Origin of the sequence: Solirubrum puertoriconensis (assembly GCF_001483135.1) — a bacterium.
GTDB lineage: Bacteria > Bacteroidota > Bacteroidia > Cytophagales > Hymenobacteraceae > Solirubrum > Solirubrum puertoriconensis.
In genome coordinates, this window is record NZ_LNAL01000008.1 from 201,096 (window position 1) to 216,680 (window position 15,585).

11 protein-coding genes are annotated in these 15,585 nt (G+C 57.7%); 9 read left to right on the plus strand and 2 right to left on the minus strand.

The genetic code is table 11. The features are described from left to right. Nucleotides 1-65: 65 nt before the first annotated feature. The 7 genes from ileS to ASU33_RS15040 all read left to right on the plus strand — a co-directional run bounded on the left by ileS (nucleotide 66) and on the right by ASU33_RS15040 (nucleotide 11,865). Complete coding sequence (gene ileS / locus ASU33_RS15010; protein WP_059071670.1) at nucleotides 66-3,470, plus strand: isoleucine--tRNA ligase; 3,405 nt, start codon at nucleotides 66-68, stop codon at nucleotides 3,468-3,470. Nucleotides 3,471-3,695: 225 nt separating this feature from the next. After that, nucleotides 3,696-4,334 carry a lipoprotein signal peptidase gene (locus ASU33_RS15015; RefSeq protein ID WP_059071671.1) on the plus strand — a complete coding sequence of 213 codons (639 nt, stop codon included), beginning with the start codon at nucleotides 3,696-3,698 and terminating at the stop codon, nucleotides 4,332-4,334. A gap of 147 nt (nucleotides 4,335-4,481) precedes the next feature. Continuing rightward, nucleotides 4,482-6,488 (plus strand): ABC transporter ATP-binding protein, encoded by a 2,007-nt coding sequence (locus tag ASU33_RS15020; protein ID WP_059071672.1) that lies wholly within the window; start codon nucleotides 4,482-4,484, stop codon nucleotides 6,486-6,488. A gap of 441 nt (nucleotides 6,489-6,929) precedes the next feature. Then, entirely contained in the window at nucleotides 6,930-9,506 is a 2,577-nt protein-coding gene (rnr, locus tag ASU33_RS15025) for a ribonuclease R (RefSeq protein ID WP_078063314.1), read from the plus strand. Nucleotides 9,507-9,813: 307 nt separating this feature from the next. Beyond that, nucleotides 9,814-10,788, plus strand: a complete 975-nt coding sequence (locus ASU33_RS15030; protein ID WP_059071674.1) for a polyprenyl synthetase family protein — start codon at nucleotides 9,814-9,816, stop codon at nucleotides 10,786-10,788. 50 nt (nucleotides 10,789-10,838) lie between these two features. Then, nucleotides 10,839-11,480, plus strand: coding sequence for a rhomboid family intramembrane serine protease (locus tag ASU33_RS15035; protein ID WP_059071675.1), 642 nt, complete (start codon nucleotides 10,839-10,841; stop codon nucleotides 11,478-11,480). 106 nt (nucleotides 11,481-11,586) lie between these two features. Next, complete coding sequence (locus ASU33_RS15040; RefSeq protein WP_216818570.1) at nucleotides 11,587-11,865, plus strand: PLD nuclease N-terminal domain-containing protein; 279 nt, start codon at nucleotides 11,587-11,589, stop codon at nucleotides 11,863-11,865. Nucleotides 11,866-11,984: 119 nt separating this feature from the next. On the opposite strand, the gene ASU33_RS15045 is transcribed toward ASU33_RS15040, so the two are convergent. Further along, nucleotides 11,985-12,617: a DUF2939 domain-containing protein gene (locus ASU33_RS15045; protein ID WP_059071676.1), complete on the minus strand. Its 633-nt coding sequence runs from the start codon at nucleotides 12,615-12,617 to the stop codon at nucleotides 11,985-11,987. 244 nt (nucleotides 12,618-12,861) lie between these two features. On the opposite strand from ASU33_RS15045, the gene ASU33_RS15050 reads away from it, so the two are divergent. Together ASU33_RS15050 and ASU33_RS15055 are read left to right on the plus strand one after the other, a co-directional pair. Beyond that, complete coding sequence (locus tag ASU33_RS15050) at nucleotides 12,862-13,713, plus strand: glycerophosphodiester phosphodiesterase family protein (protein ID WP_059072737.1); 852 nt, start codon at nucleotides 12,862-12,864, stop codon at nucleotides 13,711-13,713. Between the two features lie 391 nt (nucleotides 13,714-14,104). Next, nucleotides 14,105-14,479 (plus strand): helix-turn-helix domain-containing protein, encoded by a 375-nt coding sequence (locus tag ASU33_RS15055; RefSeq protein ID WP_059071677.1) that lies wholly within the window; start codon nucleotides 14,105-14,107, stop codon nucleotides 14,477-14,479. Between the two features lie 744 nt (nucleotides 14,480-15,223). Here ASU33_RS15055 and ASU33_RS15060 read toward each other — a convergent pair. Next, nucleotides 15,224-15,541: a DciA family protein gene (locus ASU33_RS15060; RefSeq protein WP_059071678.1), complete on the minus strand. Its 318-nt coding sequence runs from the start codon at nucleotides 15,539-15,541 to the stop codon at nucleotides 15,224-15,226. Between the last annotated feature and the right edge of the window lie 44 nt (nucleotides 15,542-15,585).

Genomic DNA, 15,585 nt, shown 5'->3' on the forward strand with positions numbered 1-15,585 from the left:
TTCTTAGGGCTAGTATCTCTTGGCCGCCGGCCGGGAGCTAGGAAATGAGGTACGATACTAAACCGATGAGATACCCCGAATTTAAGCAGCCCTTCAACTACGCCCAGGTAGGCGCCGATATCCTGCAGTGGTGGCAGGAAAACGGCATTTTCGAGAAAAGCGTGAGTACCCGCGAAGGGCGCCCGAGCTTCGTGTTTTACGAAGGTCCGCCCTCGGCCAACGGTGCGCCCGGCATTCACCACGTGATGGCCCGTACGGTAAAGGACATCTTCTGCCGTTACCAAACGCTCAAGGGTTTTCAGGTAAACCGCAAAGGCGGCTGGGACACCCACGGCTTGCCCATAGAGCTGCAGGTAGAAAAGGAGTTGGGCATTACGAAGGAGGATATCGGGAAGAAGATTACGGTTGAGGAGTACAACCAGCGCTGCCGCGAAACGGTGATGCGCTTTAAGCACCAGTGGGACGAGCTGACGGAGAAGATGGGCTACTGGGTCGACCTCTCCGACCCGTACATCACCTTTGAGCCGGAGTACATCGAAAGCTGCTGGGCCTTGCTCAAGAAGCTCTACGACAAGGGCTTGCTCTACAAGGGCTACACCATTCAGCCGTACTCGCCGGCGGCCGGCACGGGCTTGTCGTCGCACGAGCTGAACCAGCCCGGCACCTACAAGGACGTGAAGGACACGACCATTGTGGCCGAGTTCGAGGTGAAGCGCGACGAGCAGTCGGAGAAGCTGTTTGCCCTGGCCGATGGCCTGCCGGTGTTCATCCTGGCCTGGACGACTACACCCTGGACCTTGCCGGCCAATACCGGCCTGGCCGTGGGCAAGAACATCCGCTACGCCGTGGTGCGCACCTACAACCCCTACACCCGCGAGCCGCAGGTGGTAGTGCTGGCCAAGGATTTGCTCAGCCGTCACTTCTCCGAAAAAGGGGCCGAAGCCTCGTTGGAAGAGTACAAAGCGGGCGACAAAGTGCTGCCCTGGCGGCAACTAGCCGAGTTTAGCGGCGGCGAGTTGGTGGGTATCAGCTACCAGCGCTTGTTTAGCACCGAAGCCGGCTTCCCGGCCTTTGAAGGGGAGGAGCGCGCCTTCCGCGTAATCCCCGGCGACTTCGTGACCACCGAAGACGGTACCGGCATCGTGCACATATCGCCCACGTTCGGCGCCGACGACTTCCGGGTAGCCCAGCAGAACGACATTCCGGCCCTGCTGGTGGCCGACGATCAGGGCAAACTTGGCCCCATCGTCGACCGCACCGGGCGCTACGCGGCCCAAATGGGCGAATTTGGCGGCCGTTGGGTGAAAAACTACGACGGCCACGACGATTCGGCGGCCGACTACCGCACCCTTGATGTCGACATCAGCGTGCGGCTGAAGGAGCGCGGCCGGGCCTTTAAGGTGGAAAAGTACGAGCACACCTACCCGCACTGCTGGCGTACGGATAAGCCCGTGCTGTACTACCCGCTCGACTCGTGGTTTATCAAGACTACGGCCGTGAAGGACCGCCTCATCGAGCTCAACAAAACCATCAACTGGAAGCCCGAAAGCACCGGTACCGGCCGCTTCGGCAACTGGCTTGAGAACCTCGTTGACTGGAACCTGAGCCGCTCGCGCTACTGGGGCACGCCGCTGCCCATTTGGCGCACGCAGGATGGCTCGGAGGAAATCTGCATCGGCTCGATTGCCGAGTTAAGCGCCGAAATTGACAAGGCCGTAGCCGCCGAGGTGATGACGCATAACCCCATCAAGAGCGGGGAAATGACCGATTTGCACCGGCCCTACGTCGACGACATCTTCCTGGTGTCGCCCTCTGGGCAGCCGATGTACCGCGAAACCGACCTCATCGACGTGTGGTTCGACTCGGGTGCCATGCCCTACGCGCAGTGGCATTACCCCTTCGAAAACCACGACACTTTCGAGCGCAATTTCCCGGCCGATTTCATTGCTGAAGGTGTCGATCAGACCCGCGGCTGGTTCTTCACGCTGCACGCCCTAGGGGTGATGCTCGAGGATTCGGTAGCGTTCAAAAACGTCATTGCCAACGGCTTGGTGCTCGATAAGAACGGCAACAAGATGTCGAAGCGCCTCGGCAACGCCATCGACCCGTTCAAAACCATCGACCAGTACGGCCCCGATGCCACCCGCTGGTACATGATTGCCAACGCCCAGCCCTGGGACAACTTGAAATTCGACCTCGCGGGCATCACGGAAGTGCAGCGCCGCTTCTTCGGCACGCTGTTCAACACCTACTCGTTCTACGCCCTCTACGCGAACCTCGACGAGTTCCAGGCCCGCGAATTCGACCGTGTGCCCCTCACCGAGCTATCGGAACTGGACCGCTGGATTCTCTCGAAGCTGCAGTCGCTCATTCTCGAAGTGCGCGGTCATTTCGACAACTACGACCCCACGAAAGCGGCTCGTGCCATCCAGGATTTCGTCACCGATCAGCTCTCCAACTGGTACGTGCGTCTCTCGCGGGGCCGCTTCCGCAAGGGCGAACTGACTGCCGACAAGAAAGCCGCGTTCGAAACGCTGCAGGAATGCTTGGTGGTGGTAGCGCAATTGATGTCGCCAATTGCGCCCTTCTTCGGCGAGTGGCTGTACCGCAACATGACCAACGGCATGCGTGCCGAGGCCATGGCGAAAACCACGCCGCTGCGCCACGAGTCGGTACACCTCTCCGAGCTGGTAGAAGCAGAAGAACATCTGATTGACAAGGCTTTGGAAGAGCGCATGGACCTGGCCCAGCGCATCAGCTCGCTCACGCACTCGCTGCGCAAGAAATCGGTGCTGAAGGTGCGTCAGCCGCTGCAGCGCATTCTGGTACCGGTGCTCACCGAAACCACCCGCGAGCAGGTAGGGAAGGTAGAGGACCTGATTTGCGCCGAGGTAAACGTGAAGCACGTGGAGTTCCTCGACGATACCAGCGGCGTGCTGGTGAAATCGGTGAAGCCCAACTTCAAGCGCCTAGGTCAGCAATTCGGTCCGCGCCTGAAGGCGGTAGCCGCCCGCATTCAGCAGATGACGCCAGAGGAGATCAGCCAGCTTGAAAAAGTCGGTCAGCTGGCGGTAGAGGTTGAGGGTCAGCCGGTAACGCTTTCGCCGGAAGACGTGGAAATCCGCACCGAAGACCTGCCGGGCTGGCTCGTGGCCACCGATGGCCCGCTGACGGTTGCTCTCGACGTGACCCTCACCGACGAGCTGCGCCACGAAGGTATAGCCCGTGAGTTGGTGAACCGCCTGCAGAATTTGCGCAAGGATTCGGGCCTCGAGGTGCAGGATAAAATTCGCGTGACCCTAGGTGCCAATCAGCCCGAGCTGGTGCAGGCCGTGGAGGCGTTTGGCGAGTACATCCGCACCGAAACGCAGGCCTTATCGCTCGATCTGACCAACGGTCTGGCCGATGGCGCCGTGCTCGAATTTGACGAGTACAGCGTGCCGGTGCGCCTCGAAGTTGTAAAAAGCTGAGCCACAGTAGCCGGACGGCATGCTAATTTCGCCGTCCGGCATACCGGCGCACAAAATGCCGCCGGAATAGTCTGAAAAGGTCAAAAATCCCCATTTTCAAGCCCGAAAGGGCAAACTCATCAGCACAAAGCTCGACAGAATCTTGTGCTAAGCTAGTCTAAGGTTGGGGTGCAGTGGTGTGCCATTTGCAGTCCAATTCGGCCCGGCGGCTAAATCGGCGAATTCATGAAATACTGGAAGTACTACCTGCTCGCGTTGCTGGTAATTGTTATCGACCAACTCTCGAAGTGGGCCGTGCATACCTACATGCAACCGGGCATGCCGGGCGAAATTCCGCTGCTGGGCGACTGGTTTAAGCTGCACTACACGCTGAACCCAGGCATGGCATTTGGCGTGGAACTGCCGCCGCCCTACGGCAAGATTTTGCTCACGAGCTTCCGGTTGGTAGCCGTTACCGGCATTGCGTACTACATCTACCGCTTGCGCAAAAACGGCATGCCTAATGGCCTAATCTGGTGCGTGGCCGCCATATTGGGAGGGGCCATCGGCAACCTTATCGACTCGATCTTCTACGGGTTGATCTACGATAACGCGCCGTTTGGTTCGCCCACGCCGTGGTTCCACGGGCAGGTTATCGACATGCTCTACCTCGACTTGTATGAGGGCTTCTTGCCCGACTCCTGGCCGCTGATTGGCAACATGCACCTGTCGCTCTGGCCCATTTTCAACATCGCCGACGCGGCCATTTTCATGGGCGTGGTATTCATTTTGCTTAACCAGAACCGCTTTTTTCACCCGCATCCGCAGCCAGCCCACCACGCTGAACACCGTTCTGATGCCGAAGCTGCTACCGAAGTAGCCTAGGTACCTAGGATTATGTTAAGTAGCTGAGCTTAGCCACTTTTTTGCAACAGCCCGCGCCAAAACGCGGGCTGTTGAATTTTTACGCCGAACGTTGCCGTTCTTGCAACTGCGCAGCTGTGTGCTGGCGCTTTTTACCTTACTTGACCTTTGAAGCCGCTGCTCGACATCCGCGACCTGACCATTGATTTTGCCTCGCAATACGGCACCACGCGCGCTGTCGAAGGAATTTCCTTTCAGCTGAACGCGGGCGAAACGGTGGCCATAGTGGGCGAGTCGGGTTCGGGCAAATCGGTGACGTCGTTGGCGCTGCTGGGGCTGATTCCGATGCCGCCGGGCAAGCTAAGTGGGGGAGAAGCACGCTTTCAATCGCAGACCCTAGGTGCCGAGGTCGATTTGCTGCGCCTATCGGAGGAAGAGCTGCAACGGGTGCGCGGCAACGAAATCTCGATGATTTTTCAGGAGCCGATGACCTCTCTGAACCCCGTGCATACCTGCGGGGAGCAAGTGGTGGAGGCTTTGCTGCTGCACACTTCATTGAGCAAGCGGGAAGCCGCGGCGCGCACCATCGAGCTATTCACGGAAGCGCAGCTGCCACGACCCGAGAAAATCTTCAAGTCTTACCCGCACGAAATTAGCGGCGGGCAGAAGCAGCGGGTGATGATTGCCATGGCCATGGCCTGCCAGCCCGCCATCCTCATTGCCGACGAGCCCACCACGGCCCTCGACGTAACGGTGCAGGCCCGCATTCTGCAGCTCATCGACGATTTGCGCCGGCAGCGCAATACGGCCGTGCTTTTCATTACCCACGACCTAGGCGTGGTAGCCGAAATTGCTGACCGCATTTTAGTGATGTACCGCGGCAAGGTGGTGGAGCAGGGGAGCGTACTCGAAATCTTCACCAACCCGAAGCACCCCTACACCAAAGGACTGCTGGCTTGCCGGCCAAAATTGTCGTTGGGCAAAAAAAGATTGCCCACGGTGGCCGATTTCATGCGGCAAGATGCCGCTGGAGCCTTCTTCAGCACTGGAGATGCTGCGCTGCAAAGTCCTGCAAACGAAGTAGCTGCTGCAGTATACGAACCCCCTCAGAACGCCGACGAAATTGCCAAATTGTTCCCCGTGGAACATACCCCCGATGTTCCACAATCGGCCGATGCGTTGGTGGGCTTTGAGCAAGCCCCGCTGCTCGAAACGGGGGTGCCGGTGCCAAGTGCCGCTGCTGCGCCCGTCGTAACAGTGCCGGCCGAGCCAGCTGCGGCCGATGTGGTTTCGGGTAATGCCCTAGGTGCAGATGTAGCCAAAGGCCAGGCCAGGCCAGCAGGAGAGGTGCTGCTGCGCGTACAGGATCTGCGTGTGCACTACCCAGTGCGCAAGGGTTTCTGGGGCCGGGCTACCGAAGTGGTGCGCGCCGTGGATGGCGTGAGCTTCGACATTTACCGCGGCGAAACCGTGGGGTTGGTAGGGGAGTCGGGTTGCGGCAAAACCACCCTAGGGCGTACGCTGTTGAGGTTAGTGGAACCAACCAGCGGCAGCATTCTGTTTGAAGGAACCGACTGGGCAAAGCTGCGGACGGGCGAGTTGCGCCGCCGCCGCCGCGATTTCCAGATGGTGTTTCAGGACCCCTACGCCGCCCTCAATCCCATGTTAACAGTGGGTGAGGCCATTTTGGAGCCAATGCGCGTGCACAACGTAGGAGGGACCCGCCAGCAGCAAAAAGACCGCGTATTGGAGCTGCTGCGCACCGTAGGCCTGAAAGAAGAGCACTACCTCCGCTACCCGCACGAGTTCAGTGGCGGCCAGCGCCAGCGCATTTGCATTGCGCGGGCATTGGCGCTGCAGCCCAAGTGCATCATCTGCGACGAATCCGTGTCGGCGCTCGATGTATCGGTGCAGGCGCAGGTGCTCAACTTGCTGAACGATCTAAAACGCGACTTCGGCATTACCTACCTGTTCATTACCCACGATTTGTCGGTGGCGCGCTTTATGAGCGACCGGCTGCTGGTAATGAACCAAGGGCAGATTGTGGAGCAGGGTCCGGCGGCTGAGCTCTACGACAATCCGCAGCATGAGTACACCAAGCGCCTGTTGGCTGCCATCCCGAAGGATGAGCCGGCTGATATTCGTGCGGCCGTGGCTCGCCGTCAATTGGCGTAGCACCGGCACGGCAGCCGGATTGACTAATAATTATTTAACCGTTGGCTTAATCAGCCACACCCCAAGCCGTAGCTTGTGATGCGTTGCTGAGCGCATTAGAGCTGTTTCACGAGCACATTGTAGCTCGGCTGTGGTTGATGTTCATCGAAACATCAGAGTGGCTAAAAAGCCCTTAAAACCGCATAAATACCTCTCGGCTGCTTGCCGCGTATCATCTAGCAGCGGTCATTACCGTCGAAATATTCAGAAGTTCTGTTTTTTCGCACAACCTAAGTCGGCACTTTGCCGAACAACTACTGCCCGCAGGCCCATAGGTCTGTAGGCAGTTCCCATCCACCTGTGGGCAAGCCCGGTACCCAACCCAGCGGCTACCCACTGTTTCAAGCTAACTCGCCGCCCGTCAGAGATACCCAAAAGCAGCCCGGCGGCGACCCTTTTCGAATGAGAAGAAACCATGACTCGGCCGATGCGCCGCGCCCCTCGCGCGACCCGGCCCGCCGCCGTGACGCAGCCGCTCCGGCCCCCCTATCGAAGACCCAAGTGTTCCGGATTTTTTCCGAGAACCCGGGCAAGGTGTTCAGCTACCGCCAGATTTCGCGCCGCCTAGGTGTCGTGAGCAAAGAGCAGCGCGAGGAGGTGTTTCACTACCTCAAGGACCTGAAACGAAGCGGGCACATTGCCTTGCTCCAGAACGACGATTACCGCCTAGTGGAGCTGCCGGGTCGCTCCTTCAACGAGCGCCCCGACAACGACAAGCCCGCCCGCGACCGTGGCCCCAAGCGCGGCAAATTTGACCCCGGCTTTGTGGCCGAATTGGGCGAAGAGCCCGTGACGCACCGCCGCCGCACGCCCGGCTTCGACTTCCCTGGTACCACCGACCGCACCCATCGCCCCGGCAACTACCGGCACCGCGAGAGTGGGTTTGGTGGGCAGGAAATCACTGGCACCGTCGACCTGGCCAACAACAAGTACGCCTACATAGTAAGCGAAGAGCTCAGCGAAGATTTGCGCGTGTACACCGACCGGCTTGGCTTTGCCCTCGACGGCGACACCGTGCGGGTACGCCTAGGCAAGGCCCGCGACGGCCGCCCCTCCGGCGACGTAGTGGAGGTGGTAGAGCGCCGCAAGGAAGAAGTAGTCGGCCGCCTGATGATGCAGGCCGGCTTCGGCTTTGTGCAACCCGACAACAAGCGCATCTACTTTGATGTGTTTGTGCCCGGCCACGCGTTTGCCGATGCCAAGAACGGCGACAAAGTGCTCGTGAAAATCACCGAATGGCCCGACGAGTTTGGCCGCCAGCCGGTGGGCGAAGTGCTGCGCAGCTTTGGCGCGGCCGGTGAGCACGAAGCCGAGATTCACGCCATCATGGCGGAGTTCGGTTTGCCCTTCGAGTTCCCCGAAGAAGTGGAGCGCGAGGCCAACGAAATTCCGGCCAACATCTCGGCCGAGGAAATTGCCAAGCGCCGCGACTTCCGCGACATCACCACCTTCACCATCGACCCCGTTGATGCCAAAGACTTCGACGATGCCCTCTCCTTGCGCAAGCTCGAGAACGGCAACTGGGAAGTAGGTGTGCACATCGCCGACGTGACGCATTACGTGCTGCCGGGCACCCGCCTCGAGAAGGAAGCCCACTGGCGCGCCACCTCGGTATACCTCGTCGACCGCACCATTCCGATGCTGCCGGAGCGCCTCTCCAACGGCCTATGCTCGCTGCGCCCCCACGAGGACAAGCTGACCTTCTCGGCCGTGTTCGAACTCGATGAGCAAGGCAAGCTGTACGACGCGTGGTTTGGCCGCACCGTGATTCACTCCGACCGCCGCTTCACCTACGAGGAGGCACAGGAGCGCATCGAGTCGGGCGAAGGCGATTTTGCCGATGAAATCAACCTGCTCAACCGCATTGCGCACCAGCTGCAGGCGGCTCGCTTCCGCAAAGGCGCCATCAGCTTTGAAGCGCCTGAGGTGAAGTTTAAGCTCGACGAGCACGGCAAGCCGGTGGGCGTGTATGTGAAGGAGCGCAAGGACGCGCACAAGCTAATTGAGGAGTTTATGCTGCTGGCCAACCGCAAGGTGGCCGAGTTTGTGTACCGCCTCAAGAAGACGAAGCCGCGCTTCACGATGGTGTACCGCACCCACAACGCGCCCGACCCCGAGCGCCTCGAGAACTTCGCGCAGTTTGCCCGCCAGTTTGGCTACGACCTGAACCTTGGCGAGGAAGCCAATGTGAGCAAGGAGCTGAACAAGCTGACAGCCGAGGTAGAAGGCAAGCCCGAGCAATCGGTGATTCAGGCCCTGGCGGTGCGCTCCATGGCCAAAGCCATTTACACCACCGAAGCCCTAGGTCACTTCGGCCTGGCCTTCGACCACTACTCGCACTTCACCTCGCCCATCCGCCGCTACCCCGACATGATGGCGCACCGCCTGCTCGAGCACTACCTGCAAGGCGGCAAGAACGTGGATGCCGAGGAGCTGGAAGAGGACTGCAAGCACTCCTCGGAGCGCGAGAAGCGGGCCGCACAAGCCGAGCGCGCCAGCATCAAGTACAAGCAGGTCGAGTTCATGGCTGAGCACGTAGGCGAGGAATTCACCGGCGTGGTATCGGGCCTTACCGAGTGGGGCCTGTACGTGGAGATGGGCGAAACCAAGAGCGAAGGCATGGCTCGTCTGGCCGATATTCAGGAGGACTTCTTCGAGCTAGACAAGGAGAACCTGCGCATTATTGGCCGCAACACGGGCCGCATCATTCGCTTCGGCGACGAGGTGCGCGTCATCATCAAAGCCGCTAACCTGCTCGACCGCACCATCGACCTAGAGTTGGTGTCGCTGCCGCGCAACGCCGGCCGTGCTGCCCGCCCCCGCGAGGAGTTCGGCGACCGGGCCCCGCGCCAGCGCCCCGGCGGCCGCGGCGTGGCTGGTGGCACCGGCGGCGGTGGCCGCTCGCGCCGCGAAGGCGGCCGCTCAGCTTCCGATAAGCCGAAGCCTAAAGGCAAAGGCCGCAGCCGCTACCACGGCTAAGCTAGCTTATTGCTGATAACTAAAACCGCTCTGTTGGCCTAGTGCCAGCAGGGCGGTTTTGCATGTAGCGTGGGCTTCAGCCCGCGTTTGCTTGAACTGTGCCGTTGAACTGAAAACGCAGTAACAAAGTCGTTCGCTCAAACGCGGGCTGAAGCCCACGCTACATTGCGTCGCATTCATGCTTGTGCTGGGGCGCGGACTGCAACCGAAGGGAGCGTAGCCGGAGCTTGCGTTACATCACGCTGCGTGCAACCACCCGTGCCACCTAGGCGTCGTACCTTGCACCCGACGACTTACTGCCGCCTCTGTGGATCTTTCTGTATTCTCAAACACCCTTACCTCTGCCCTGGCCGAGTTGCATTACGGCAACCAACCCCAGGAACTCTACGAGCCCATTCGCTACTCCATGAGCATGGGTGGCAAGCGCATTCGGCCGCTGCTCACGCTCCTAGGTGCCCAGCTCTTCACCGATGATTGGCAGCGTGCCCTGCGCCCTGCTATGGCCGTGGAGGTTTTCCATAACTTCACCCTGCTCCACGACGACATCATGGACCAAGCGCCGCTACGCCGCGGCCAGCCCACGGTGCACGTCAAGTGGAACCCCAACGTAGCCATCCTCTCCGGCGACGTAATGCTGGTGCGGGCCTACGAGCTGCTCTTCGACATCGAGCCCGCGCTGCTGCCCGAGGCCCTGCGCCGCTTCAGCCAAACGGCGGCCGAAGTGTGCGAAGGCCAGCAGCTCGACATGAACTTCGAGAAGGAAGCCCACGTCAGCATAGCGCAGTACCTCGATATGATTCAGCTGAAGACGGCCGTGCTGCTGGGCTTTGCTTTGGAGCTGGGCGCCCGCCTAGGCGGTGCCTCTCCTGCCGACGCCGACCACCTGCGCCGCTTTGGTACCGACATTGGCGTGGCCTTCCAGCTGCGCGACGATTTACTCGACGTGTACGGCGACGCCGCCACCTTCGGCAAGCGCGTCGGCGGCGACATCGTGTCGAACAAGAAGACCTACTTACTGCTTACCGCCCTGGAGCAGGCCAACGAAGCCCAACAAGCCACGCTGCAGCGCTGGATAGGTAACAACGCCCCCGAAGCCGCCGAGGCCAAGGTGGCGGCCGTAAAGGGTATTTACGACGAGCTGCAGATTCGCACCCGCACCGAGGCGCTCATCAACGAGTACTTCCAGGATGCCTTAGCGCACCTAGAGGCCGTGCAAGCCCCCGCCGAACGCAAGCAGCTACTGCGCGGTTTAGCCTTGCAGCTGATGGAGCGCGAAAACTAACGGCCGGCGCCGAGGCTTCTTTTTGTTTCTGACCCCCTCTCTTAATCATCATGGCTATTGACCTTGTGCTGCTGCTGATTCTCGTCACCAGCGGCATTTCCATTTACGCCTGGCAAAATCATTCGCTGCTCGAGCGTTGGATTTTCAGCCCGTACCGCGTGCAGAAAAACCGCGAGTACCACCGCTTCCTCACGTCGGGCTTTCTGCACGCCGACTGGATGCACCTAATCTTTAACATGTTTTCGTTTTACTCGTTCGGGCAACTCGTGCTCAACCGCATGCAGGTTGAGTTTGGTGGCCTGAACGGCATGTGGGTGTTTCTGCTGCTCTACATCGGCGGCATCATCGTGTCGGATGTTCCCACGTTCTTCCGCCACCGTCGCGATGCGCACTACGGCAGCCTGGGTGCTTCGGGCGGGGTGGCTTCGGTCATCTTTGCGGCAGTGCTCTTTTACCCAGTAGCACCCGAAGGCGGCGGCATCCTCATCTTTCCCATTCCGTTTCGCATTCAGCCGTTTGTATTCGGCTTCCTGTACCTGGCTTACTCCTACTACCAGGGTCGCCGCATGGGCGACAACATCAACCACGACGCGCACTTTTATGGCGCACTCTATGGCGTAGTGCTCACCATGCTCATGAACCCTCAGGCTGGGCTTGAGTTCTGGCAGCAAATAAGTGATAAGTACTTGTAAATCAGTATTTTAATATCAATAAGTATTGATAAATATATCCAATGTGTAGAGCTTTCGTAAAGAGAGGCAAACTGAACGCTCCTTTCTTACCTAAGCCAAACACCACATGAACTTCCTTGCTAAATATCCCCTGCGCCCAGCCGTAACGGCGTGCCTGATGACGCTGCTCACCTTATGCACGTCGGCTTGCAGCCGGCGTTCGTCGAGTGGCGGCCTTACCATCTTCGGGGCTGTCATCCTGATTCTCGATATCCTGGCCCTGATCGACATTCTGCGTCAGCCGTGGTCGTTGGGTAAGAAGATTCTCTGGGTAGCCATCATTTGGTTCCTGCCTCTCCTAGGTCTTATCCTGTACTATCTGGTGGCTGGGCGCGGCAAATCATAAGTTAGCCTGCTGATTAAACACAAAGGCCCGCTGCACATAGCAGCGGGCCTTTGTGTTTTAAAGTACATCTCTGGCTTAGTAGCTCAAAGCCTGCTCTAGGTTATGCAGCTAGTTGGGAACTACTGCACCGGGCCGAAAAGGCGCTGCTTCTCGAGCCGAGCAGTTTGGCGTAGTACCTCTCCTAGGTTCGTAATTTCAGTCACCTGCCAATAGTCGCCGCGGTTGCGCATTTGCAGCTCCAGCACCAGCGTAGTGTCCAGCTTCGGCTGTGTAAACTCAAGCCCCACCAAGGCTTGCTCGCCCTGCTCCTTCAGGTATTTTACGCCTTTAAAGCTGCTTTCGGGGCTTACCACCCTGCTAGCTAAGCCTGCCAACGAAAACTTCACCACGCGCTCAAATTCATTGTTGGCGTTGGCATCGAATGAACCTGTTTCCACAAAGTGCTGCACCTCTTTGCGGGCAGCTTTGGCCAGTTGCGGCTTAGCCAAGTTTAAGGCGCCGCGCATCATCATTCCGCTCGTGTTTGCACTGATCAGGCTGAGCACTTGGTCTTGCTCGGCTACCTGATCAACGAGGCTACCGGCAACGCTTTCCACGTCTACGTATTTCTCGAAGCTGGCAACGTCGTGATCGTGCACAGCCTTCGCGGCTTTAGCTAGGGCAAATTTTGGTCCTGTAGTCACCGTGCGGTAGTACAAATAGCCACCTACGGCTAATACAACCACCAGTATCAAAAGAAGAATACGCTTCATATGCGGAGTTTGGTAAGCAGGTCGAACTCGTCCGTAGCTGGCAAAATAAGGCTTTGCTGCCGCTTCCAGTTCTGCCATACTCAACAGCGAACCACAATCGGTTTGTGCCCTAAGCTGAAGTATACGGCTTGCCGAATGGCTAAATGCCTGTTGCTCGCGCTGTTTAACGCTTCGTTGTGCGCTCAACAGCGCTACATAACGGCCTGAAATCATTCAGAAGCCTTGCTACCTGCGTATGAGCTGCATGGCTCGTCGTATTCAGTCGCCGCACCGCCCACGTATTTATGGCCACCGCGGTTGCCGAGGGTTGCGCCCCGAAAACACCTTGGCCGCGTTTCTGCACGCGCTCGAGTGGCCCATTGATGGGTTGGAACTCGATGTGGTGCTGTCGGCCGATGGCGAAGTTGTTGTGTCGCACGAGCCGTGGCTTAATCCTGACATCTGCCTGGGGCCTGCTGGGGAGCGGCTCACGCCCGAGCAAGCGCATAACTTCAACTTATACCAGCAGCCGTATTCCATTATACAGCGCTGCGATTGTGGCACCCTGCTGCATCCCAACTTCCCGGAGCAAGAGCTAGCGCCTGCCCACAAGCCGCTGTTGCGCGAGGTGTTTGAAGCCGTAGCGCTCCGCGCTGCCGCGCTGCACCGACCAATTCCCTTTTACTCCATCGAGCTTAAGAGCGAGCCCCACACCGATGGTTTGTTTCATCCGGCGCCTGGTGCATTCGTCGAGCGCGTACTCGCAGAGCTGCGCAGCACGTTGGCCGAACCTCAGTCTGAGGTGCTCATCATGTCCTTTGATCATCGCGTGGTGCAAGCCGCACGTCAGCTTTCCGGCCTACCGATTTGCTTGCTGGTCGAAGACAACTTGACAGTCGAAGAACACATAGCTAAGCTGGGCTTTTTGCCCGACGTGCTAGGCCCCAGATACACGCTCCTCTCTGATGACTTGCTCAGCTTTTGCCGTACAAATGATCTGCCCATCGTAACCTGGACGGTGAACGAGCCAGAAGACATAGCCGCAGTAGCTCAGCTAGGTGTCCGTGGTATCACCACCGATTACCCCAACCGCGCAGTCAGTGTACTTGGGGCGTAACAACACACCGAACAAAAGTGAACAAACGAGCCCAGTCACCGTCAGTGGCTGGCTCATAAGTGTGTTCGTGCAGGGTAGGGAAGGGGGTACAAGAACGAAGCAAGGTTTTGTGCCCCTATGGGGATAGCACAAGCTCTATAATTCTCAAGACCGCCGAGGGGCCAGCAGTGGCTTATTGCACTCGACGTGTCCGTTATGGCCTTTGGTGTTACAACGGAGTGATGCAACAAGTGTACATGTGTATGTGTTGCAAATGGTTTGTAACAGTGTTACAAGGCGTGTTTGTTACAGTTACAAAGGTGTTTTGTATCATTAATTTTTTCACTGTTGTGTTTGATACAATGAAACGTTTTTACATCTTTACAACGCACCCCGTAACGACACACTGTATATGGCTCACCAAGGCGAAATCTTGCAGGAAGCAATCAAAAACAGCGGTATTTCGATTAGCAAGTTGGTACAGGAACTGGGTATTACACGTCCTACCATTTACCGTAAATTCAAAGAGACAACCTTGGATTACAGTTTTGTTAAGCGTGTTGGTGAAGTGATACAACACGACTTTACGGACGAACTTGATACACCTGTACAGTCTCAATTACAGTTTACACCTCCAGCTGTAAAGCACTCTTCTGTAACACGCAGTGTGTCATTACAATCTGTAGATCAGGATCCTGTGAAAGCCTTAATGGCACTGCAGGCGAAGTACATAGCGCTTCTGGAAGCATATAATGAGCTCCTGTTAAAAGTCTATGGACCGAAGTGAACAAACGATGTTTCACGTGGAACATTCTAGTGTTGCGCCACGAGTAAAATCTGTGTCGCTCGTTACACAACTACCCTGCACTTGGTAAGAAAGAGCAAGCAGGTTGTCCAAAGCAGGTGAGTGAGAAAAGCTCATGTTGCCTTGGGACACCAATACCCGTTTGATGTGGATGTGAAAGGCGGAGTCAGCACCACTTACTGACATGGTTCATCCTGGTCACTTAATTGCTGCTAAGCACTAGACAGCACTGGCCTAAGGGGGTGTAAGAAGAGCTATTAGCTATTTCGAGCAGTAGAATCTATAACGGCCAAAAAGGCAGTCCGGGAAACAGTTTCAACTAAAACCTTAGTGAATAAGCCGAGTGATAGGCTCAGCAATACACGCTCAGCCACGAGGTTGTAGCGAGGAACGTTGCAAGAAGGTAAAGGGGGGGGGGAGGGAGGCTCTTAAGTGAACTAGGCAGAAGAACTAGTCAGAGAGCAAGACGATTGTTAAGCTCGGAAGGAGGGCAGCAGTTGAGTATGCTCATCATCCGTAGGCAAGGCGTGAGCTAGAGCTGCGTCTTGTTAATACTTTGCGCAGTCAAGCTTAGCCGGGGCAACAACCGATTCCAGGAGCCATTGGAATAGGGCAAACTCAAACGCCTCGAGAGGGCAGGGTGACATGGTCAAAGCTCTGCCTGCTCACCTAGGATCAGGTGAGTAATAACAAAGAATGGTAGCTTGATCGAAAACGGGCCGTGGCCTAGAGAAACACTATCTCTTGCACTATGTCCTCGCCTACCTCGCTGTTGATGATTTCAGCGACGCGAGTTTTAGCCATGAAAAGCTCGTGCTTGAGCGGAGCCGAGGTAAGCCGTACAAACAGCTTGTTGTTCCGAAAGTAGACCTCCTGGGTCTTAAGGGCAACAGCGCGCCCCATAATCCTCTCCCACGACGAGACTACATACACCTCGTTCATCTTGCCCTGTAAGCGGTAAGCCTTCAGCAACGCCTGGATGCCCTCCTTAAGAGGGACAACATCGGCCTTACGGGAAAACTCGGAGGCGTTGCGTGATTTCAAGGTGGAGTAGGTAAAATAGTGCGCGGAGGGCACGCCAATGCCTA